This is a genomic window from Terrabacter aerolatus (assembly GCF_007991735.1).
Classification (GTDB): Bacteria; Actinomycetota; Actinomycetes; order Actinomycetales; family Dermatophilaceae; genus Terrabacter; species Terrabacter aerolatus.
In genome coordinates this window covers 21557-42911 of record NZ_BJYX01000012.1, presented here as the reverse complement: position 1 = coordinate 42911, position 21355 = coordinate 21557, and the positions used below count along the sequence as shown (strand labels likewise).

The following is a 21355-nucleotide window of genomic DNA, read 5'->3' as shown; positions in this document are numbered from 1 at the left end:
GACCCGGGCTCCCTTGTCTCCCCTGCCCGGATGTGGTTCCGTGGCGAGACCGTCCCCGCCGCTTCGGCGAGGCACCACGACGAGGTGGTTTCGATGGGCTCGACGTACGACTACGTGATCGTGGGGGCGGGATCGGCGGGCGCTGTCGTCGCCGCCCGGCTGACCGAGGACCCGCAGGTCCGGGTGTGCCTGCTCGAGGCCGGAGGCACCCCGCCGCCGGCGGAGCTGGTGCCCGCCGCGGTCGCGAGCCTGCAGAACGACCCCGCGACCGACTGGATGTACGACGGCGACCCCGGAGGCGTCGGCAAGGGCATCGTCGGCGGCCGGATGATGGTGCCCCGGGGCAAGATGCTCGGCGGCTCCTCGGGGCTCAACTACATGGCATACGTGCGCGGACACCCCGGCGACTTCGACGCGTGGGCGGCCGGTGGCGCGGAGGGCTGGTCGTACGCCGAGGTCCTGCCCTACTTCCTCAAGGCCGAGGGCTTCGTCGACAGCCCCGAGCTGCACCCGGACCGCGAACAGCACGGCCACGACGGCCCGGTGGGCGTGTCGGTGCGCCAGCCGATCCTGCGCGCCTCGAACCAGTTCGTCGAGGCCGCGGGCGCCACGGGCCTCAAGCAGGGTGACTACAACGGTCGTGACCGGCTCGAGCCCGAGGGGGTGGCCTCGCTCTTCCAGACGACGACGAAGGACGGCCGGCGCACCTCGACCTTCCACGCCTACCTCGAGCCGGCGATGGACCGCGAGAACCTCACCGTCGTCACCGGCGCCCTCGTCGAGCGGATCCTCCTCGACGCGGACGGTGACGCGGTGCGCGCCACCGGCGTCGCCTACTGCACCGAGGACGGCGCCCACGAGGAGGTGGCCGCGGGCACCGAGGTGGTGCTGTGTGCGGGCGCCATCGGGTCGCCGCACATCCTGCTGCTCTCGGGCGTCGGTGCCCGCGACGAGCTGGCTGCCGTCGGGGTCGACTGCGTCGTCGACCTCCCGGACGTCGGGCGCCACCTCAAGGACCACCTGCACACACCGCTCATGTATGCCGCCGACGGCATCGGCGAGACCATGACCGAGGTCGCGATGTCGCTGGGGCCCGACGCCCTCCGCGCCCCGGCCGGTCCGCTCCCGGCCGACCCCGCCGACGACGTCGACCTCCCCGAGCCTCTCGCCGCGGCCAAGGCCGAGGCCGAGCGACGCATCGGCGAGTGGTTCACCACCGGCCGCGGGCTCGCGTCGTCCTCGCTCTACGACGCCGTCGCGTTCTTCTCGACCGGGCTCGGCGACGCGCACACCCACGATGCGCAGATCGGCTTCCTCGCGACCGGCTACACGCCGTCGATCTGGGAGGGCGTCTTCCGGCTCCCGCCGTCCGCCTTCTTCGAGGACCCGGAGTCCTTCCTCGACCCGTCGCGCGGGCAGGTCGTCGTGCTGCCGAACCCGGTGCAGCCGCACTCCGAGGGCTCGGTGACGCTGGTCAGTGCGGACCCCGCCGTCCACCCGCGGATCGACCTCAACTACTTCGACGACCCGCACGACGTGTTGGTCATGGTCGCGGTGATGCGCCGGGCGCTCGAGATCGCCAAGGCGTGGCCCGGCGGCGGCCTGGGTGAGCCGGTCATCCCGCCGCACCTGGCGAAGGCCCACGGCCACGAGGCCGGCGCAGAGCCGAGTGACGCGCTGCTGGCGGACATCGCCCGCCACTACGCGCTGACCGTCTACCACGTGACGTCGACGTGCCGGATCGGTGAGGTCGTCGACCCGCGGCTGCGGGTGCACGGCATCGAGGCCCTGCGCGTCGCCGACGCGAGCGTGATGCCGAACGTCGTCAGCGGCAACACCAACGCCGCGACCATCATGATCGGTGAGAAGGCCGCCGAGCTGATCGCCACCGACCACGGCGTCCACCTCCACGAGATGGTCGGCTGAGGGCGCCGGTCACGTCGCGCGCCGGGTCTGGCGACGGCATACGCGTTTGGCCGCGCGCGACAGTGGGCACGGTGGGGGTATGCGGCTGCGTGACCACCACAAGGGAGACCTCGCCCTGACGGCACTGACGCTCGTGGCCGCTGCGGCGGCCGCTGCCAACGGTGTGGTCCGCTGGGCGACGCGCCGTCACACGCGTCGGGGCGCGGCTCGGTCGTGACGGCGGTCGTGACGACGCCGTCGAGCCGCTGGCCGCGGTCGTGACGGTGATGCCTGTGGACAGTGGGATCAGGGCAGCGGGAAGTCGCGCGGCGGGCCCTCGCCTGTGGCTCCGTCGACGTCCTCGCGGAGCAGGTCAGCGTGCCCGGTGTGGCGCGCGTACTCCTCGATGAGGTCGGCGAGGATGCGGCGCAGGCTCATCCCGTCCTCGGTGGTCTGCTCCAACCCGCCGCGGGACAACGCTGCCGTCAGCGACTCGCGGGAGCGGTGCACCGTCTGCACCCAGAGTGCTCGGAGCTCGTCCGGGGTGCTGTCGGCGGCCGTGGTCCACGCCAGCTCGTCCCAGTCCTGCTCGAAGTCCAGGTCATCGAACGGTGCCACGGGCGCGAGGCCGGCGAGCCGGCGCTGGAAGTAGAGCTCCTCGACCCAGGCCAGGTGCTTGAGCAGGCCGCCGAGCGTCACCGTCGACGCGCCCAGCCGCCTCGTGAAGGCCTCGGCGTCCACGTCGGCGCACTTCCACGCGAAGGTGCGCCGGTTGCGTTCCAGCGTGATCACGGCCGTCTCGACCTCGTCGCCGCGCAGGAAGCGCTCGAGGTCCCACGCCGGTGGCTGGCCGGGCTTGAAGCCGAAGTCGGTCGTCATGGGCCCACCGTACGAACCCACCCGGACGAGTCGCGTCCGCAATGCAGACGGCTGCCCTGACAGTCGGATCGTCGTGGGATGAGCTCGCCGAGGTACGACGGTGCGACCGCGCAGATGACGGCCGACGCCAGGGCGCCCTGCGGCACCCGCGTGCCGTGGTCGGCTGAAAGAGGAGGCCGAACCTGCACGAGATGCGCGACGCTGACTGGGTGCGCGGAACGCCGGGGAAGGAAGCGCCAGCCGTGAGCTGGCAGGAGACGCCTGTCCGTCTGGCGCTCACCACCGCCGCGGCAGCGATCGCAGGGGCGGTGGTGGAGACCGTGGGCGTCAACCACACCGCCAACAGCGCCCTCTACGTGAGCTCGCCTGCGGCCAAGGTCCAAATGACGGTGTTCGTGTGTCTCTGGGCGGTGACACCAACCGTGTGGGTCATCGGTCGTCAGTCATTGCACACCGTGACCTCCCTGGTCGGTGGGCACCGGCTCTCCGATGGGCGGCACCGTTTCATCACCGTGGGTGTCGCGGTGCTCGTGGCGACTGCCGCCGGGGTGGCTGGTGCCTTTGCGCGAGGCGCGGACACCGGGCTGTACCTGGGGTTGTGGCGGACCATGGCGACCTACGGTGTGGCGACGTCCGCCGCCTACCCTGCGCTTCTGACCATGTGGCGCGCGTGGCGCGCACTTGCGCAGCGCAGGGTTCCAGCCGCTGACCAGGTTGCCAGCGACGCAGTGCCCGAGCTGCTGACGGTGCGTTGGGCGCTGGTCACTGCACTGGGCGCTGCCGGCACCCTGGTGTCCATCGGTGTGTTTGCCACCGGAGCCCAGCGACAGGCGTGGATCGCCTACTCCCGCCAGCCCGACTCGTATCCGCCGGAGCTCGTGGTCGTGACCGGTCTCCTCCTCACCCTCTTCCTTGCCGTCAACTTCATCCCCGGGTGGACGAGTTGGCACTCCGCGACCATCCGCGAACTCGAGACACGGCTGCCCTCGGCGTACCCACCGCAGCCGGCGTGGAGGGAGCGAGCCGCCGAGCGGCAGGCATACGCCGAGCTGCTTCAACTGCCGCAGAACCTGCGCGACGTCGCTTCCTCTGCTGTGGTCGTTCTCGGCCCGTTGCTCTCCGCCGCGGTGTCCCTGTTTCTCCCATCGCGCGGCTGAGTCGGCACGGCTGTCAGCTGCTTGTTCCGGCGCTCGCGGCGGTCAGCGGCAGTTCGGCTGCGATGGGTCGGCGACCGCCGCCCTAGACTCGGGCGCGTGAGCAACCATCCGGCGTATCCCACGATGGAGGACGTCATCGGCGACACGCCGCTGGTGCGTCTGCAGCGCCTTCCGGGGCCGGAGAACGAACGCCGCGGCAACGTGCTGCTCGCCAAGCTCGAGGGCAACAACCCGGCCGGCTCGGTCAAGGACCGGCCGGCGATCAGCATGATCCGCGGCGCCGAGGCGCGAGGGGAGATCTCTCCCGGCGACACCCTGCTGGAAGCCACGTCGGGCAACACCGGGATCGGCCTGGCGATGGCGGCGGCGATCAGCGGCTACCCCTTGGTCATCGTGATGCCCGAGGACGCCTCCACCGAGCGGATCCAGACGATGAGGGCGTACGGAGCGGAGCTGGTCCTCACCCCGGCGGGCGGCGGGATGGAAGAGGCCCGCGACGTCGTGACGCGGATGGAGCGGGAAGGCCGCGGACGGGTCTTGGACCAGTTCGGCAACCCGGACAACCCTCGTGCCCACGAGGAGGGGACAGGCCCGGAGCTGTGGCGACAGACCGATGGACGGATCACGCACTTCGTGTCCGCGATGGGCACCACCGGCACGATCACCGGGGTCTCGCGGTTCTTGAAGTCACGCAACTCCGATGTCCAGATCATCGGGGCACAGCCGGCAGAGAACTCGAAGATCCCCGGGATCCGCGCCTGGCCACCGGAGTACGTGCCGAAGATCTTCGACCCGTCGGCGGTGGACCGGACCGTGGAGGTCACCCAGGCCGAAGCCGAGCAGACGGCCCGTCAGCTGGCCCGCGAAGAGGGCATCTTCGGAGGTATCTCCGCGGCCGGCGCCTGCTGGACTGCCCTGCAGGTGGCCAAGGAGGTGGAGGGGGCGACGATCGTCTTCGTCGTCTGTGACCGCGGCGACCGGTACCTCTCCAGCGGCGTCTTCCCCGCCTGAGACTTTCCGCGGACGTCCGGAGACCTACGCGAGGGTGCGGCCGGCCCGCTCCGCCACCCTGCTGCACGATTGCCATACAGGCAGCGGTGTGACGCACCTAGCGCTTGAGGCCGCGGGCGCCTCCGCCCCACTACCGGGATCTGAAGTCGGCTCTTGGGGGTGGTCTAGCCGTGAGGCACGGCCATCCCCTTCCTTCGCTCATCTCGGGCGATCCAGCGTGTCGAAGCCGATCAGCCTCGGCAGTCCGGCACTGTTTCTTTGTGACTCAACCGACTACGGGGCCAGCCCCGAGAGTCGAAGCCAAGGCGGCCGCCAGTGGAGAAGATGTCTCCAAGGGCGTTTCGGCCTTCCTGTCTGGCGTGTTGGACCAGCTCAGTGTGACGTCATGGCTCCCTTCGGTGTTCCTCGCCGGCAACGCAGCGGTTCTCCTCGTTCTGCAGGGTCAAGAGGGGTCGCTTAGCTTCAACGGCGCGATCAGAACTCTCATCCAGATGGAGTGGGGCGCCATCATCGTCCTCGTGATGTCCGTCATCATCGCCGCGATCGCGATCCAAGCTTTCGAGTTCGAGGGCCTGCGGTTCTGGGAAGGCTACCTGCGTTCTCGCGTCCTCAACGGCTGGGCGAGGATACGGATAGCCAGTTTCTCGAAGAAGCGGACGCGCCTCGAGGCTAAATGCGACGAGCTTGCAACGGCCGCCTTCGACGACGCGCGACGGAGGGCCCTAGATTCGTCAGGTATCTCTCCTGCGCAGGTCGCCACGTTCAATGCACTGGAGAAGACGTTTCATGGTCGGCCGCTCGACGATAGCGACCGGGTAGCGCTTGGCGGAGCGGCCGATCTGCGATGGCCCCGCTTCGCCTCACCTAGCCTCATGCACGACTGGGACGTCGCAAAACTCAAGCTGGCCGAATTTCCAGAGCACCACCGCGTTCTGCCGACCCGCCTCGGGAATGTGATGCGTGCTTCGGAGGATCAGGTAAAGCTCGCGCCCGGCGAGGACCTGGAAGGTTTCATGATCCGACACGTCGATGAGTTGCCCCCGGCGATGGTGGCTGAGCACGGTGCCTACCGCAGACGCCTCGAGATGTATTGCGGTTTAATCTTTGTGCTCGCAGCCTTGGCCGCTCTCAGCGTGGCCTGTCTGTGGGGAAAGACGGCCGAGCCCGGCTGGCGGGCGGCGGTGCCGCTCGCTTACGTCGCCGCCATGTGGGTCGCTTATAAGGCTGCGATAGCGAGTGCCATAGGGTTCGGTCAGGCTGTTAAAGAAGCCTCACTCTGGCTGCAAAAACACACGATCCCACTACCCTGACGACCCTGTGATGGGGACCATCGCTACCCCGTGATTCGGGCACGATGGCGGAGTAGGTCCCTTCTGCACTGCGACCTCTTTACAGTCCGCCTGTGGACAGCGCAGGACGTCGCCCGAGTTGGACGCGGTACCTCCCAAACGCAGCGGGGTCACTTACTCAGTGTCCCACCCGGAAAGTCAACGTCAAGCGCCATGGCAACGCAGTTCTGGCGTGACCGCATAGGCGTTCGATCCCACGGTTAGTCGGCGTGGCCACTTGCCGAGTACATCTGGACGCGCACAGATTGCTGAACCTGATCAGGGAAGTTCGCGCCGGGACGCGATGCTCACCCCTCAGGCCGATCTGGACCTGAGACTGCTCGCCGCGTGGCCGCAGCCCGCGCGCCTGCGTCAGCAAGGCGTGCCCGCGCGATCCGGAAATCAATGCGGCGGAGCGACGCTGATGTTGGCCCATCAGGCCGTGCGTCAGCCGCGGACGTGTCAACAGCCAGGATTCGGTGAAAGCGCCACGCCGCAGGGCGCGACCAGTCATCCTCGCCCTGTGCCAATCCATGATGCTGAAGCGCTGATTATGCAACTCGAAGACCCTGAGATCCGACGAGCACGGATGCATGTCGTTGGGAGTGCTCTCCCGATTCTTGAAGCGAGCCGCTTGGATCCGACAACTTGGAAGATCCTTATCTTCGGTTCGGGCGACTTCAGAGCGCGTTCGGCGCTAAAGGTCGTCGGAGCATGTCGCGATTCCGGTCGCTGCGGCAGGTGCGAGCACGGAGGGCCCAGCTGGAATGGCAAGAACTTCGTCACGCAAGTCGTCTCAAGTTGCCCGGGCGGTCGCCGAAGCCTTATCGAAGATGCGTGGGCGCAAACGAGGGCGACCAACATCGCCGCGGTCGTAGAGGCCGTGACGGACGAAGGAGCTGAGGCGGCCCGACGACTGGCCAGGCCATCGTCGTCTTGGAGCGCCACCACAGGAGAGGACGGAATCTGGCGACCCGGACAGGACTTCTTCGCTCAACGCAGTTACGAGCAGTGAGCGTGTGGCGTCCCAGCCCTCGGTCGTTGGAACTGAACACGGCAGCCGTCCGGGTGCACACAACTCCGTTGTTGGTGACGTGGCGACGTTTGGCTGGGTGGTCGGTTGCCGGCCACCTCGCGTGATGTCGCTCGACGTCAGGCGGCTACTAGACGATTCCCTTAGGGCCGGCGTCTGGCCAGACTCGGTCCAGGTGATCGGCGGGCAGCTCTCCATGCGGCTGCCCACCGGCTGATCTGGTGTGGCTCACTTTCGGTCTGCAGCCCGCCGGTCACCGTGACGAGGCGTGGCTCAAGAAGGGACTGCCCAGCTCGTAGTAGCAATGCCCACCTCGCCGTCCACACCGGAACGAGCAGAGGCGGGAGCAAGCACATGCACGAGCTAGAGCAGAAGGAGCACGTCGTCATCGGGGTTGATCCCCACAAGCTGTCGGCCACTATCGAGGTCGTCGACCAACACGAGAGGTTCCTCGGATCGGGCCGGTTCACCACCGACCGGGCCGGCTACGCAGCGATGCGCACCTACGCGAAGGCCTGGCCCGAACGGGTGTGGGCGGTCGAAGGCAGCAACGGTGCCGGCCGGCCCCTCGCGCAGCGCCTCCTCGAAGACGGCGAGCAGGTGGTCGACGTGCCGGCCAAGCTCGCCGCCCGGGTCCGGCTGTTCGACACCGGCCACAACCGCAAGACCGATGCCCGCGACGCGCACTCGATCGCAATCGTCGCGGTCCGCACCAGGACCCTGCGCACGCTGCAGCTCGACGGGGAACTGGAGGCGCTGCGGATGCTCACCGACCGTAGGGAAGCGCTCACCCGGCGCCGGGTCCAGACCGTCGACCGGCTCCAGGCGCTGCTCGCGGAACTGCGTCCAGGACAGGCGAAACGCGACATCACCACCGGGCAGGCCAAGACTATTCTCGCCTCGGTCCGACCAAGGGACATCGCCGGCAAGACCCGCCGCCGGATCGCCGTCGAGGAGCTGGCCGAGCTGGTCGCGGTCGAGGCCAAGATCAAGAAGGCGACCGCGGAACTGAAGGCGATCGTGCTCGAGCGCGGCTCACACCTGATGGACCTGCACGGCGTCGGGCCCGTCGTGGCCGCCCGGGTCCTGGCCGATGTCGGGGACGTCACCCGGTTCGCCGACCGGAACCGGTTCGCGTCCTGGACCGGCACCGCGCCACTGGACGCCTCCTCCGGGGAGCAGAACCGGCACCGGCTGTCCCGAGCCGGGAACCGCCGGATGAACCACATGATCCACATCGCCGCGATCAGCCAGATCCGCCTCGATACCGACGGCCGGGCCTACTACCTGCGCAAACGCGCCGAGGGCAAGAAGCCCCTCGAGGCGATCCGGTGCCTCAAGCGCAGGATCTCGGACGCCATCTATCGCCAGCTCCTCGAAGACGCCCTTGGCGCAGTCGACACGGGTCCGGGAGGGCACTGCGGGGCGACTCAAGAATCCAGCGCGGTCGACCTGCCCCCGCACATCGACACTTCGGATCAGCCACTTCCCGGACCCGCACAACCGACGCTACGCCCAGCCCCGATGCTGCGGAAGACCGACACAGAACGAGACCTCGAACCGATCCCTTGACAACAGAAGGGAGCCGAAATGACGCGCCTACGCCGGGTCGTAGTAACCTCCTGCCCGGTTGAGAGACAAGTTTCACCAGCTCTAGTCGCCGGCCGCTGGCTGGGTGCGCCGGTAGCTCCAGATAGCGTGGTCAAGTTGTGTCGCACTGACGTTCATTCGGGAGGCAACGTCGGCGACCAAGCGCGAGGCGTCGTCCGTTGTCCTGACGTGCGGCAGCCGGTCGCGAACAAAGCGCATGGGCCAGGTGTCGGCCTTCACGTCGTCGATGCCGAGCAACATCCGGAAGTAGGCCCAGGTAACGGGACCGCAGCCCTTCACGGACAGGTACGCGGAGCGCGCTTCGGGTAGCCGGCGGGAGACATCGTCAGCGTGGACGATCCCGGCGGCCACGAGAGCTTGCGCGGCTTGGATAACAACGGTGGCCTTGTGTCGCCCGCTGATCTTCCCTGAGTTCGTCAAGTTACGCAGGTCGTTCTCGTCGGCGCTCGCCAACACGCGAACGTTGTCTGCCCGACCGCCGCGTGAGTCCCTCCAACGCATGACTGCTCCGAAGACTCCGGTGAGTCGCTCTCGGCTGCCGTAGCGCGCACGCACTGAGAACACAGCGTCGATGAGCGCTGCCTCCACTTCGTTGGGCCACCCTCCAGGCCACGCTTCCGGTGACGAGCCGATGGTCTCGACTACATAGTCGTGAAGGACTTGGACGTCGGTGCTCACTCAAGCTCCAATCGGACAATGGACGACAGGTCCATCTTGGTATGCGACGACTTCATCTTCGCCACTCAAGGTCCGGGTGAAGGGTAGCCATGTCGCTGATCCGTTTCGAGACGGGAGCTGGTGGATGAGGAGGGACTCTCATTCACTGCAGCTGCGCGGGCGGATCCGAACGTAGAGCGAGGCGCACGAGCGCCAGAGGTTCATCCCCCATCCGCAGCCTCAAGGCAGAATTCGAGCAGGCCATCAGGGCTCAGCTCTGCGAGAACCGTTATCGAGAAGCCACGAAACGCCTTGAGTGGCCGAGCGCCTCCTTCAGACGGGGTCGTGCACATCTCGGCGTGCTTCAGCGCCCCGCAACTTGCAGGTCCACATGACCTCAGGGTCATCTGTGCGCTACGCGCGAGCCGGCGCGCCCCGCACTCGCAGTATGTTCAAGCCCGTGGCTAAATCACGGAGTCTCGACTGGACGAAAATTCTGGACATCCCCCGAGCCGTTGGCAATCTCGAGCGAGAAGCCTCAGGGGACTGGCATCGTGATCCGTGGGGTTGGCCCGAGAATCGCTACCTCCTCAAGAAGCCCGAACTGATGGTCGATCGCCTAAACGAGGACGGTGTCGGCGCCGTTGCCATAGTTGACGTGCCAAAAGAAAACTTCGCCGCCCGACCCGCAGTAGTTTTAGACCCTTTAGATAGGCTCTCCTACATGGCCTTGGTCGATCACTTCAGCAAAGCTCTCATCGGTGATATGGCTACGCACGCTTACGGTTGGCGGCTCTCTGTCGAGGATCCGGCCTCGGGGCAATATGCGCGTAATGGTGATGAGTGGGAGCGCTTCCGTCGTCACCTTGCGAATGCAGCCGATGAGTATGAAGGCCTTCTCCTTTCGGATATCGTGTCCTGCTTTGCGAGCATTCCTGTTCATCATATGAATGACATGCTCGAGCAAACGTTGCCGCAAGGTAGGCCGCTTGATCGCCTGCTCAATCTTCTTGATGGTTGGGACAAGACGCCTGGGAGGCGGGGGCTGCCGCAACGTTCGAGCGCATCTGCGGTCCTAGCCAACGCATACATGCGCGATCTCGACTTGGTGCTGCAAGCCAATTCCAAGGCGTTCAGCAAAAGCTCCCGCAGCGGCGGTAGGCCGCGTTCGTGGGCTCGGTGGATGGACGACATGTGGCTATTCGGGGATGACGTGGCGAAGTTGCGTCATGCGCAGGTGGAGCTTCAGAACGAAGCGGCAAGCCTCGGCCTCAATCTCAATTCGAGCAAGACGGAGCTCCTCGAAGGAGAGGATGTGCTTGAGCGCGCTCTCGAGATCGAGCATAGTGCGATCGATCAAGAACTCGATATTGAGATGCTTATTGGCCAACTTAAGGCGCCGCGCAAGAAGAGAACTCTTGAGATGCATGGCTTGAGTGATTTGATTAGCCGAATCATCCATGACCGGGAAAGCGCAAGCCGAACAAACGTGAGGTTCGCAACGACGCGCATGCGCACCTATAAGAAATTCGAAAGGGCGTCCGAACTCTTGGACGTTGCAAACAGAATGCCGCACTGCGCTGATCATCTCGCTCGTCTATTTCGAGTATCGGTGGGAGTGTCGGATTATCAAGACTGGTTCCTTCACTATACGAAGTCGCCGTGGGCCAGTTATGAATGGGCGATCGCAAACTTCGGAACAGCCTTGGCGTCATCGCGTCGTCCTCGCAAGGCGACCCGTGAGTACTTCGCAGAAGTGCTTGCCGATGGCAGAAGGTCGCTGCCACTCTTCGCATTGGCGGCGCAACGTCTCTCCGGATGGGACTCCGATGAGTGCAGATTAGCGCTGCGAGAAGCTGTTAAAAGCGCGACCACTCCGCACCATCTGCGAATCGCTGCCTTCGCCGGTCTTGCGTCGGGCGAGCGACGATCGACTGTTAGAGGTTGGTTGGCAGGGCCGGAGAATCGACTGACAACAGAGCTGCTCGAGTCCTTGTCGTTCCGGGCTCCAAGAACGTCGCACGATTTCGCGGGAGATGAGTAGATGCGAGTGCTGCGTCGAGCTGTACGACTGTGCGGGAGAGGTGTCATGGCCTGTTCGTCCGGTTGCGTAACGCGCTCAGAGGCGAGAAGAAGGCAGGTGCGGTTGTCGACACGCCTGGCGCTGATCGCGCGCAGAGGCCCTATGCGGCGGCCCTGCCAGGAGCTACTCGATTCCGTCAAGTGGTAAGTGCCCGACGGGCCTGAGCACCACCGAGCCAAGGCAGCATCGACGCAACCAACTGTGGGCCGCCTAGCCCCAGCCGACCAAGTCCTTTACGACGCGAGCGCCACGGGCGGTGTTGCCGTGCGGACGTTCTGGGCTCCCAGCTCACCGAGGGACTGGCATACTCAGCCGCATGTCTTCAGGGGAGTCGCAGACCTGCTTCATCGCCATGCCCATCTCCATGACTGATTCTCATCGGGAGAGATACGGCGACCCTGATCACTGGCAACACGTGATGGATGTCATCTTCAAGCCGGCCATCACCGCAGCCGGGTTTACCCCTGTCAGCCCGGTCGCATCGGGGGCAGATATGATTCACGCACGCATCGTTGAGTACCTCGAACGCGCTCCAATGATGCTCTGCGACCTAAGCACGCTCAACGCCAACGTCATGTTTGAGCTTGGGGTTCGTACGGCCCTGGACATGCCTATCGCTGTTGTCGCCGAAAAGGGAACCCGCCTGCCGTTCGATACGGCTGTAATCAACACCCATTTTTACGATCCCAGCTTGCAGAGCTGGGATGTGGCGACTGAGATTGAGGCTCTGTGCGCCTACCTTCAGAGCAGCGTCCGCACCAGTGGGAGCGGCAACCCTTTGTGGAAACACTTCGGGTTGACAAAGCGGGCTAAAGAGGCGCACGTTTCGGAGACGCCTGAGCAGGCGTTCTTGGAGACTCGCTTATCGAGCATGTCCGAGGAGATACACACCGTTACTAGGTTCCTAGCCGAACTGGCTTACGAGCGGCAAGCCCAGCGTCAGGTCGGGTCAGCTCCGGAAGATCGACGGTTTTACGTACCTGTCGAGCTGCCCGTGAAGTCCACCGCCGCCTTCGTTGAGTTAGAAGAGATGGTCGATGGATACGGAGGTGAGATAGTCCAGGACCCGGCCTCCGTCAACGACGGCTACTTGGTGATGCGCTTCACGCGCGGTCTGCCCGCAACCGCTGTCTCGAAGTTGCGTCACGCAGCCAACCGAACCGAATACCGTTTCTACGTCGACGTAGAACGACATGACGGGACGATGGACCGGCGGGTTCTCAGTAAGATGTGAGTCAGCCCATGTGGATGTGGTTCACGCCCTGGCGAAGATGCTGATGCGGCTTTTGCCGTGGCTATGCTCGGGCTCGAGAAACTGCGTCGCAGGTGCTTCAGATGCGCTGAATTTGCTCTGCTTGGCGTCCTGTCCCGTGTTCCAAATCGGCATGAGGCTTCGACTCGCGCAGGTCCAATGGCCCGTGGGGCCAACCGTCGGGGTCATTTGGCAAGATCTCTTCCCCTTGCCGGCATGCAGGCTTGCCGCGCGTACAAGTAGGCGGGTTGCCGCGCCCACAGTGGGCGGGATGGGCTACCCCTCCTGGTCCTCCGGACATGCGAAACGGCCGAGGCGCGAGTTCTGCTCGCGCCCCGGCCGTTCCCTGCAGCCTGGTGATGTCAGGGGCGCAGCGTGTGCTCCCCCGGGGCCAGCTCGACGGGGAGACCGTCGACGATGACCGTCGTGCCGCCGTCCTCGTCGAGCCCGGGCCGGAAGCGGATCGTGCCGTCGTCATCGACGCCGGCGATCTCCGCCGTGGCCCAGTCGAGGCGCCGCCCGGCCACCTCGAGCCCCAGGGGCAGGATGTGGCCCGACCGCGGCGGCACGCTCAGCGTCGCGCCCGCAGCGATCGGGGTGCCGTCGAGCGCCACCGTGACGGTCGCCGGGGCGCCCGAGGTGTTGATGACGTGCAGCGCCCGCTCGCCCTCGACGGTGCTCGTCGTCGTGGCGAAGACGCCCGGCCACTGCGTCTCGAGCCGCAGGCCCGGGTGCACGCCGAGGCTCGACAGCGCCCGGTCGAAGAGCACCGGGTCCGACGGCACCTGGGCCGCCAGCACGATCGCGCGCCCCTCGCCGAGCGGCACGTCGACGCCGCACACCGCGCCGTAGACGTCCGTCAGCACGACGTCGCCGCGCTCGTGCGTCAGCTGCTGCACCCACCCGGCGCGCATCTCGGGCCACGGCTGCGCCCAGCCGTGCGCGACGAGCGACGGGAAGTAGTGCCCGGTGTCGCGCACCACCTCACCGGCCGTGATGCCGAGCGCGTCCGCCAGCACCGTGCACGGCGACCCGTCGAGGTCGCGCTCCGGCACCCGGCCGAGCAGCACGAGGTTGCCGCCGGTCGAGATGTGCCCGACGAGCCGCTCCTGCACGACCTGCGACAGGAACTGCCCCGTCCCCACGAGCACCGTCGACCCCGGCGCCGGGTCGCGCCGCTCGAGATGCGTTGCGCCATAACGGAACCCGCCCAGCAACAGCGAGCGTGCCAGCGCCTTGCGCTCACCTGCACCGCGGTGCGAGGTCAGGTCGTTGACCACCTCCGTCATGACGTCAGACCCGGGGTGGTGGTACTCCGTCATGTACGCGTCGAGCACGAGCCCCAGCGTCACGTCGTCGTGGTCCTCGTCCATCCGGGCCAGCCACGACTCGTTGGCCTTGACCGCCCGCACACCGGCCGCGGTCGCCTCGTAGGCGTACCCGCGCTGACCCTCCGGCCCGACGGGCGCCGCCGTGCCGTGCCGCTCGCCGGTGAAGCTCACTCGGTCGTTGCCGTCGGACACCGTCTCGTCGAGCGGCGGGTTGATGCCGCCGGCGAAGAGGTAGTAGTTGATGAGCCGGTTGCCCTGGGCGAGGCACAGCCGCGTCTTGAGGTCGGCCGTCGACGGGTCGTACTGCATCTCCGCGCCCGCACCGTAGTCGCCCGAACCCGCCTCGAACTCCAGGGAGGTGAGCGGCTGGTCCGAATCATGCACCGCCGCCATGTAGGCGTTCATGACGTAGAGGTCGGTCATCGTGTTGAGCGTGGCCTCGCCGAGGTAGTGGTCCGACCCCGAGACCATCCCCGGGATGCCGGCATACGTGTCGACGAGCTGGCTGATGCCGATGGGGAAGGGCGCGCCGTTGCCGCCCTCGGTGCCGTGGATGTTGATGAAGAACGGCACGTCCGCGACGCCGCGCTCCTCGCACATCTCCCGCAGCGCCGCCACGTAGCGCGCGAACCGCTGCCGCATGAACAGCCCGAGGTCCAGGCGCAGCACGCCCGCCCACTCCTCCTTGGGCGACCGCACGACCTCGGCCCAGCCGTCCGCGCCCGGCGACACGGCATACGGCCCCGACTCGCCGTGGCGCGAGCGCACGAAGTCGCCAAACGAGGCGACGAGGTCGTCGGTGAGGTCGGGCGAGTTCGTGACCCAGGCGAGCATGCCGATCTCGTTGTCGAGCTGCACGCCGATGATCGGCCCGCCGGCGTGCTGCAGCCGCGGCGCCAGCACCGGCATGATCGCGTCGAACCAGCGACCGCTCTCGGCGAGGAACGCCGGCGCGAGGTAGTCGACGGTCTTCGAGCTGACCTGCACGCCGTCCCACCCAAGCGGCACGATCTCCGGGTGGTCGCGGTAGACGCGGTACGGGATGCCCTCGTTCTTCAGCTCGGCCATGATGAACGGCCCGGGGCGCGCGATGAACCGCAGCCCCTTCGACGCGGCGAGGTCGATGAACGCGCCGATGTCGCGCTCGGGCCGCGTCTCACCCGTGACGTCGAGGGTCCCGTCGGGCAGCTCGTGGAAGATCCACGGGATGTACGACGCGACCGTGTCGCAGCCCGCCTCAACGAGCAGGTCGAGGCGCTGGGCCCACTCCGCGCGCGCGACGCGGAAGTAGTGCACCTCCCCCGACATGACGATGGACGGCTCGCCGTCGATGCGGATCTGGCGGCGCGTGGTCTCGATCATGAGTCGTTCCTCACCGTGATGCTGACGGACTGGAGTCGGGCCGCGTCGGGCCCCGTGAGCAGGACGATCTCGCCCTCGTCGACGCGGGTCGTGAGGTCACGGCCTGCGTATGCCGTCTGCCCGGCCTGCACGTCGAAGGTGACCTCGCGCGCCTGGCCGGGCTCGAGGTCGACGAGCGCCCAGTCGGTCAGCTCGACCAGGGGGCGGGTCACCTCGGCGACGGGATCGCGGAAGTAGAGTTGGACCACCTCGCGGCACGGGCGCTCGCCGGTGTTGGTCACCGTCACCGTGAGGGTCACCGAGCCGTCGGTCGGCATCGTCGGGGCCGACACACTCGGCGCGCCGTAGTCGACCGTCGTGTACGACAGGCCCAACCCGAACGGCAGGCGCGGGTAGGTGAGGGCGTCGATGTAGCGGCCCTCCTTGTGGTCGACGTCGGCGCGGATGAGCCGGCCCGTCGGGCGCTGGTGCGTGCTCGTCGGGATGTGCCCCGTCGAGAGCGGGAAGGTCATCGGCAGCCGTCCGCTCGGCTCGACCTCGCCGAGCAGGACCGAGGCGAGGGCGTTGCCGGCCTCGGTGCCGGGGTGCCACACGACGAGCACGGCATCGGCGAGGTCGAGCACCTCGCTGAGGTCGAGCGGGCGCCCGGTGAAGACGACGGCCACGAGCGGCTTGCCGAGGGCGGCGACGGCTCGCAGCACCTCGATTTGGCCGGGCGGCAGGCCGATGTCGACTACCGACTGCGCCTCGCCGGAGCGGGAGCGGTGCTCGCCGAGCAGCAGCACCGACGTGTCGGCGGCCCGGGCCTGCATGAGCGTCACGTCGGAGAAGCGGCCGTCGGCGACGGTGACGCGGTCGCCGAGGCGCTCGCGCAGGGCGGCCTCGGGTGTGACCACCTCCTCGCCCCGGCCGTCGAGCACCCACGTGCCGAGCAGGGCGTCGCCGTCGTCGACGAAGGCGCCGCTGACGAGGAGCGAGCCCGCGGCGGGCGAGGCGTCGAGCGGCAGCACGCCGTCGTTCTTGACGAGCACGTGCGCGGCCTGGGCGGCCCGGAGCGCGGTGGCCCGCGACTCGGGGGTCGGCGCGTTCGACGCACCGGGGCGGGCGGCATACGGCCGCTCGAAGAGACCGAGGCGGAACTTCAGGCGCAGCACCCGGCGCACCGCGTCGTCGACGAGCGCGAGGTCGACCTCGCCCGACTCGACGAGCTCCTCGAGGTGCGCGAGGTAGGCGCCGCCGCACATGTCGAGGTCGACGCCGGCCCGGATCGCGAGGGCCGCAGCCCCGCGCAGGTCGGCCGCGACCCCGGCGTTGACGAGCTGCCCGATGCCGTTCCAGTCGGCGACGACCATGCCGTCGAAGCCCCACTCGCCCTTGAGGACCTCGCGCAGGAGGTGCTCATGCGCGTGCATCGGCGTGCCGTCGACGTCGTTGAAGGCCGCCATGACGGTCATGACGCCCGCGTCGACGGCCCACTTGAACGGGCGCAGGTGCAGGTTGCGCAGCGTGTTCTCGCCGACGCTGACCGTGTCGTAGTCACGCCCGCCGGCGGACAGGCCATAGCCGGCGAAGTGCTTGGCGCACGCGGCGAGCCGGTCCGGGTCGCCGACGTCGTCGCCCTGGAAGCCGCGCACGAGCCCGGCGGCGAGACGGCCCGCGAGCACCGGCGTCTCGCCGAGCGACTCGGCGACCCGGCCCCAGCGCGGCTCCTCGGAGAGGTCGACCATCGGCGCGAACGTCCAGGCCACCCCGTCGACAACCGCCTCGCGGGCCGCGATCTCGCCGATCTCCTCGGCGATGTCGGGGTCGAAGGAGGCGGCGATGCCGAGCGGGATGGGCGCCACGGTGCGGTGCCCGTGGATGACGTCGCGGCCGAAGAGGAGAGGGATCCCGAGGCGGCTGCCCGCGACGGCGTGGCGCTGGGCGGCGTCGATGTTGCCGACGAGCACGCCCTCGTCGCGCTCGTTGCCGCCGGTCGGGCCGGAGGCGTAGAGGCTCGAGCTGATCCGGCCGGAGGCGATCTCGGCGGCGTCGGCCTCGGGGTCGATGTTGGCGACCTGGTGGGTCTGGCCGACCTTCTCGGCCAGGCTCATCTGCGCCATGAGCAGGTCGATGCGCTCCTCGACGGGCAGGGTGGCATCGAGCCACGGCCGCTCGTGGGTGGGCGGCGTGGCGGTGGCGTCAGTCATGTCAGTGGGTCTCCACGATGATCTCGGCGACGGACGTGGTGGGGGTGCCGAGCAGGTCGGCGGCGCGGACGGCCACGCCCGCCCGGCGGTAGGGGTTGGTCAGGGGCCGCAGGTCGAGCTCGCGCCCGTCCACGGTGACGCGCCGCACGCCGTGGCCCTCGGGGCCGACGACGTAGCGGACCGTGAGGTCGGTGCCGGCGAGCGGGAGGCGGGCCGTGAGCTCGCTCGCGCTGTCGGCGCCCTCGGCGGGCGGCAGGACGGGGTCGACCTCGACCTCCTCGCCGCGCTGGCGGATGCCGAGCAGCACCTCCGTGACGAGCCGCAGCACGAGGCCGGGCCCGGAGGAGTAGACGCGCCACCCGCCCTCGAGCGGCACGTCGCCCGCCATGAGCGCGGCGTAGCGCTCCGAGGCGTCGTAGCGGTCGGTGAAGACCCCGTCGGACGAGGAGTAGTAGCACGTCGTCTGGCGCGGGCGGGCCTGCGGCACGAGCGCGTCGAGCCCGACGGGGCTCGCCTTGGCCAGGGCCGTGAGCAGCGCCGCCCCGTCGCCGACCCGGGCCAGCGCCTCGGCGTAGCGCAGGTGGGCGTGCATGTACATCAGCCCGATCTCGCGGCCCCAGAAGGTGCTCGCCTCGGCCCGCTGGAAGACCGTCATCGGTCCGCCGACGTAGCTGACCGGGCGGTCGAAGAGGCGCGCGCCGTCGGGGCCGAGCAGGTGCTCCTCGATGAGGTCGAGGTGGTGGCGCGCCTGCTCGGGCGTCATGAGGTCGGCACCGATGGCGTGGATCCACGGCAGCACGCCGTAGTGCAGCCCGGTGCGCTCGTCGCTCGGGTGCACGAGCGGCTCGAAGCGCCCGTCGTCGTGCTGGAGCAGGTAGCCGGGCAGCACCGGGTCGGCCGTCAGCTGGTCGAGCAGCGCGTCGTGCGTGCGCTCGGCGAGCTCGTCGGCGTCCGCGCCGAGGGTGGCCGCCTCCCCGAGCGCCCCGACGGCGTGCAGCCCCTCGGCGAGGGTGCGCAGCGACTGCGTCTGGAGCACGGCCGTCCACGTCGAGACGAGGTGCGCGGCCAGGTGCGGGTCGGCGGGCTGGAGCGAGTCGTTCCAGTCGCCGTGGCCGTATGCCGGGAGCGGGCTCCCGGGGACCGTGCTCGCCGCGATGCGGTCCACTGCACGACGGAGGTGCTCGGCCACCGTGGCCGGGGCGCCGAGCGCGTCGTCGCCGACGAAGGCGACGGTCTCGTCGAGCAGGCTCGCGTCGCCCGTGGTCCGCAGGTAGTCGCCCGCGGCGAGGACGGGCCAGAAGACGACGTCGCCGTGGGAGTCCTGCTGACCCGTCGCGGGCAGCGGGTGGAGGAACTCGAACGCCTGCGGCCAGTCGCCGCGGGCGTTCTGCGCGCGGAAGACGCGCAGCAGCACGTCGCGCACGGCGTCCTGCCGGCCGAGCGCGGTGAGCAGCCCGACCGGGCCCTGGCACACGTCGCGCGTGCCCCAGGCGCCACCGGAGAACTGCTCGAGGCCGCGCGGCGACAGGTAGTGGACGAAGGCGTTGTGGGTGAACCACGGCAGGGCCGCCGAGAGGTTGGCCGCCGACTCGCCGGCGGTCGCGAGCGAGGACCCGTCGAGGGTCACCGCGTGACCGGCCTCGTCCCAGAACGAGCTCCCGAGGCGCTCGCCGGCGGGAAGGGTCTCGCCCTCCGCTGCCTCGCCCGCGTCGGGCGCCGACGCGACGACGACCTCGACCTGGTCGGCCGGCTCGAAGAGGACGGTGAGCCAGCCCGGACCCCGGCTCACGCCGTCGGCCTGCAAACGGGCGTCGCCGACCTCGGGGCTGCCCTGGCCGGTCCACGACAGCCGCCACGGGCGCGGGTCGTGCGCCGTGGTCACCTCGAGGTGGTCACCGGCGGTCGTCACGGACGGCGCGTCGGTGAGGTCGTCGGCGACCTGCATCGCGAGCAGCACCCGTCGGGGCGCCCCGCCGTGCTGGCCGACCGAGAGCGTCAGCGCGTGCGTCTCGGCGGGGGCGCTCGAGGTCACGGTGAGCACGGGACCCGACGTGCCGGCATACCACCACGTGCAGTGGTCGAGACCGGTGAACCACGCGCTCGGGCACTCGAGCAGGCTCCACGCGCCGTCGGCCTCCTCGACGAAGAGGCGCACGCCGTGGGCGCGCTGGAGGCCGAGGTAGGTGCGGCGGCCGGTCGCGACGGGGTTGCGGCCGACGTGCCCGCGGGTGATCTGCGAGTGGAAGGTCCCGGCCATCCACACCGTCGAGGCGAGCGAGCGCGAGTCGGGCGTGAAGGCGTCACCCGTGCGGAGCAGGTGGCCGTGCGGGCGCAGGACCGCGAGCTCCTTGGCCGGCGTCACGAGCTGGCCGCCGCGCACCGTCCAGGCGAGCTCGGTGCCGTCGTCGCCGGTCTCGACGTGGGTGCGCCCGTCGACGAGGTGGGCGTCCTCGAGCTCGGCGCGGTCGAGCGGCCGCGAGGCGAAGGCCGGGGCCGACGACCACAGCGTGGCGGGGGTGGGCTCCGCGTGCTGCGCCACGCTGTGGCCGGTCCGGGGGGCGTCGGCCTCGGCCGGCGTGGTGGCGGCGCTGCTCGCCAGGGCGATCTCGGCCCAGCGCGCGTCGGCGTCGGAGGTCGCCTCGGGGTGGTCCTGCAGCGCGATGCCCCAGAAGCCGGTGCGGTGCGTGTCGGCCGGCGCGATCTCGACGGGAGCGTCCTGCAGCGCGATGAGCGAGTGCTCGTGCTGGAGACGGCTGCTCGGCAGGTCGGTCGCGTCGAGGCCCGGCCACGCCACCCCGTGGGCGGTGCGCTCGACGAGCTGGAGCGCGTCGGTGGCCCAGCCGGTGCCGGTGCCGGTCGTGCCGACCATGAGCCAGGGCACGCGCTCGCCCGGCATGTTCTGCCGCACGGCGATGGCCGTGCCGTGGCCGTCGGTCGCGACCGGCGTGAGGTCGAGGTACTGGCTGACGTAGTACTCGTTGGTGCGCACCGCGCCGAGCGGCGCGAGGGCGGGGTCGTGGGTGAGCACGACGTCGACGGTCACCGGCTCGCCCGACGTGTTGGTCAGCTCGAGGTCCCAGTGCCACGTCGCCTGCTCGTCACCGAGGCGCAGCACGAGGCGGTAGTCGAGCGAGTCGTGGCGTCCCGTGACGACGACGCAGCCGTCGACGGCCGTGACGACGGAGCCGCTGCCCGGCCCCAGCAGGGCCAGACGACGGATGCCGTCCGGCCCGTGCACGCGCAGGTGCACGTTGGTCAGACCCGCCTCCGCGACGGTCGCAGGATGCAGCAGCAGGCTCGTGCCGAAGGCCTCGAGACGGCGCAGCGCACCGTTGTCGAGCACCTCGGCGAAGAGCGTGGCGCGGCTCTCGAGGGGATGGACCGACGGAGCGGTCAGGACGGCGTTGTCGTCGAGCACCCTTCTTTCCTACCAGCGGGCCTGTTTTCACTCCATAGCGAATCCCCTTGAAAACAAATGAAAGTCAGGTTGCGCACGAGCGACCCCATGAAAGTAGTTACATGCTTCCAGAGCGTTGACAGTCGTCCGTCCGGCGCAC

13 protein-coding genes are annotated in these 21355 nt (G+C 68.7%); 8 read left to right on the top strand and 5 right to left on the bottom strand.

The window, feature by feature from the left end; all coding sequences use genetic code 11:
* Window positions 1-93 precede the first annotated feature (93 nt).
* Both TAE01_RS12100 and TAE01_RS20530 read left to right on the top strand, forming a co-directional pair.
* On the top strand, window positions 94-1926 hold the full coding sequence (locus TAE01_RS12100) for a GMC family oxidoreductase (RefSeq protein WP_186815177.1): 1833 nt from the start codon (window positions 94-96) through the stop codon (window positions 1924-1926).
* Window positions 1927-2005: 79 nt separating this feature from the next.
* Window positions 2006-2143 (top strand): hypothetical protein, encoded by a 138-nt coding sequence (locus TAE01_RS20530; protein ID WP_186815176.1) that lies wholly within the window; start codon window positions 2006-2008, stop codon window positions 2141-2143.
* A gap of 68 nt (window positions 2144-2211) precedes the next feature.
* Here TAE01_RS20530 and TAE01_RS12095 read toward each other — a convergent pair whose 3' ends face one another.
* A complete protein-coding gene (locus TAE01_RS12095) occupies window positions 2212-2784 on the bottom strand; it encodes a mycothiol transferase (RefSeq protein WP_147066758.1) in 573 nt (190 codons plus the stop codon).
* A gap of 191 nt (window positions 2785-2975) precedes the next feature.
* On the opposite strand from TAE01_RS12095, the gene TAE01_RS12090 reads away from it, so the two are divergent.
* From TAE01_RS12090 to TAE01_RS12075, 4 genes are all read left to right on the top strand, one after another.
* Window positions 2976-3941 (top strand): hypothetical protein, encoded by a 966-nt coding sequence (locus TAE01_RS12090; protein WP_147066757.1) that lies wholly within the window; start codon window positions 2976-2978, stop codon window positions 3939-3941.
* Window positions 3942-4064: 123 nt separating this feature from the next.
* On the top strand, window positions 4065-4952 hold the full coding sequence (gene cysM / locus TAE01_RS12085; protein ID WP_147066755.1) for a cysteine synthase CysM: 888 nt from the start codon (window positions 4065-4067) through the stop codon (window positions 4950-4952).
* 359 nt (window positions 4953-5311) lie between these two features.
* Window positions 5312-6262 carry a hypothetical protein gene (locus TAE01_RS12080; RefSeq protein ID WP_147066753.1) on the top strand — a complete coding sequence of 317 codons (951 nt, stop codon included), beginning with the start codon at window positions 5312-5314 and terminating at the stop codon, window positions 6260-6262.
* Between the two features lie 1405 nt (window positions 6263-7667).
* The gene (locus TAE01_RS12075) at window positions 7668-8885 is read left to right on the top strand and encodes an IS110 family RNA-guided transposase (protein WP_147066751.1); all 1218 of its coding nucleotides are present in this window, start codon (window positions 7668-7670) and stop codon (window positions 8883-8885) included.
* 81 nt (window positions 8886-8966) lie between these two features.
* Here the strand turns inward: TAE01_RS12075 and TAE01_RS12070 are convergent, their stop codons facing one another.
* Window positions 8967-9602: a DUF8548 family protein gene (locus tag TAE01_RS12070; RefSeq protein WP_147066749.1), complete on the bottom strand. Its 636-nt coding sequence runs from the start codon at window positions 9600-9602 to the stop codon at window positions 8967-8969.
* Window positions 9603-10029: 427 nt separating this feature from the next.
* Here TAE01_RS12070 and TAE01_RS12065 point away from each other — a divergent pair, with 427 nt between their 5' ends.
* Entirely contained in the window at window positions 10030-11625 is a 1596-nt protein-coding gene (locus TAE01_RS12065; protein WP_186815174.1) for an RNA-directed DNA polymerase, read from the top strand.
* A gap of 355 nt (window positions 11626-11980) precedes the next feature.
* The gene (locus TAE01_RS12060; RefSeq protein ID WP_147066745.1) at window positions 11981-12898 is read left to right on the top strand and encodes a hypothetical protein; all 918 of its coding nucleotides are present in this window, start codon (window positions 11981-11983) and stop codon (window positions 12896-12898) included.
* Between the two features lie 380 nt (window positions 12899-13278).
* Here TAE01_RS12060 and TAE01_RS12055 read toward each other — a convergent pair whose 3' ends face one another.
* Genes TAE01_RS12055 through TAE01_RS12045 form a run of 3 tightly spaced genes read right to left on the bottom strand, consistent with a single transcriptional unit; the run spans window position 13279 to window position 21216 of the window.
* A complete protein-coding gene (locus TAE01_RS12055) occupies window positions 13279-15609 on the bottom strand; it encodes a beta-galactosidase (RefSeq protein ID WP_147066743.1) in 2331 nt (776 codons plus the stop codon).
* The gene (locus tag TAE01_RS12050; protein ID WP_147066741.1) at window positions 15606-17798 is read right to left on the bottom strand and encodes a glycoside hydrolase family 3 N-terminal domain-containing protein; all 2193 of its coding nucleotides are present in this window, start codon (window positions 17796-17798) and stop codon (window positions 15606-15608) included. The genes TAE01_RS12055 and TAE01_RS12050 overlap by 4 nt, the downstream gene beginning before the upstream one ends.
* Before the next feature lies 1 nt (window position 17799).
* Window positions 17800-21216: a GH36-type glycosyl hydrolase domain-containing protein gene (locus TAE01_RS12045; RefSeq protein WP_147066739.1), complete on the bottom strand. Its 3417-nt coding sequence runs from the start codon at window positions 21214-21216 to the stop codon at window positions 17800-17802.
* Between the last annotated feature and the right edge of the window lie 139 nt (window positions 21217-21355).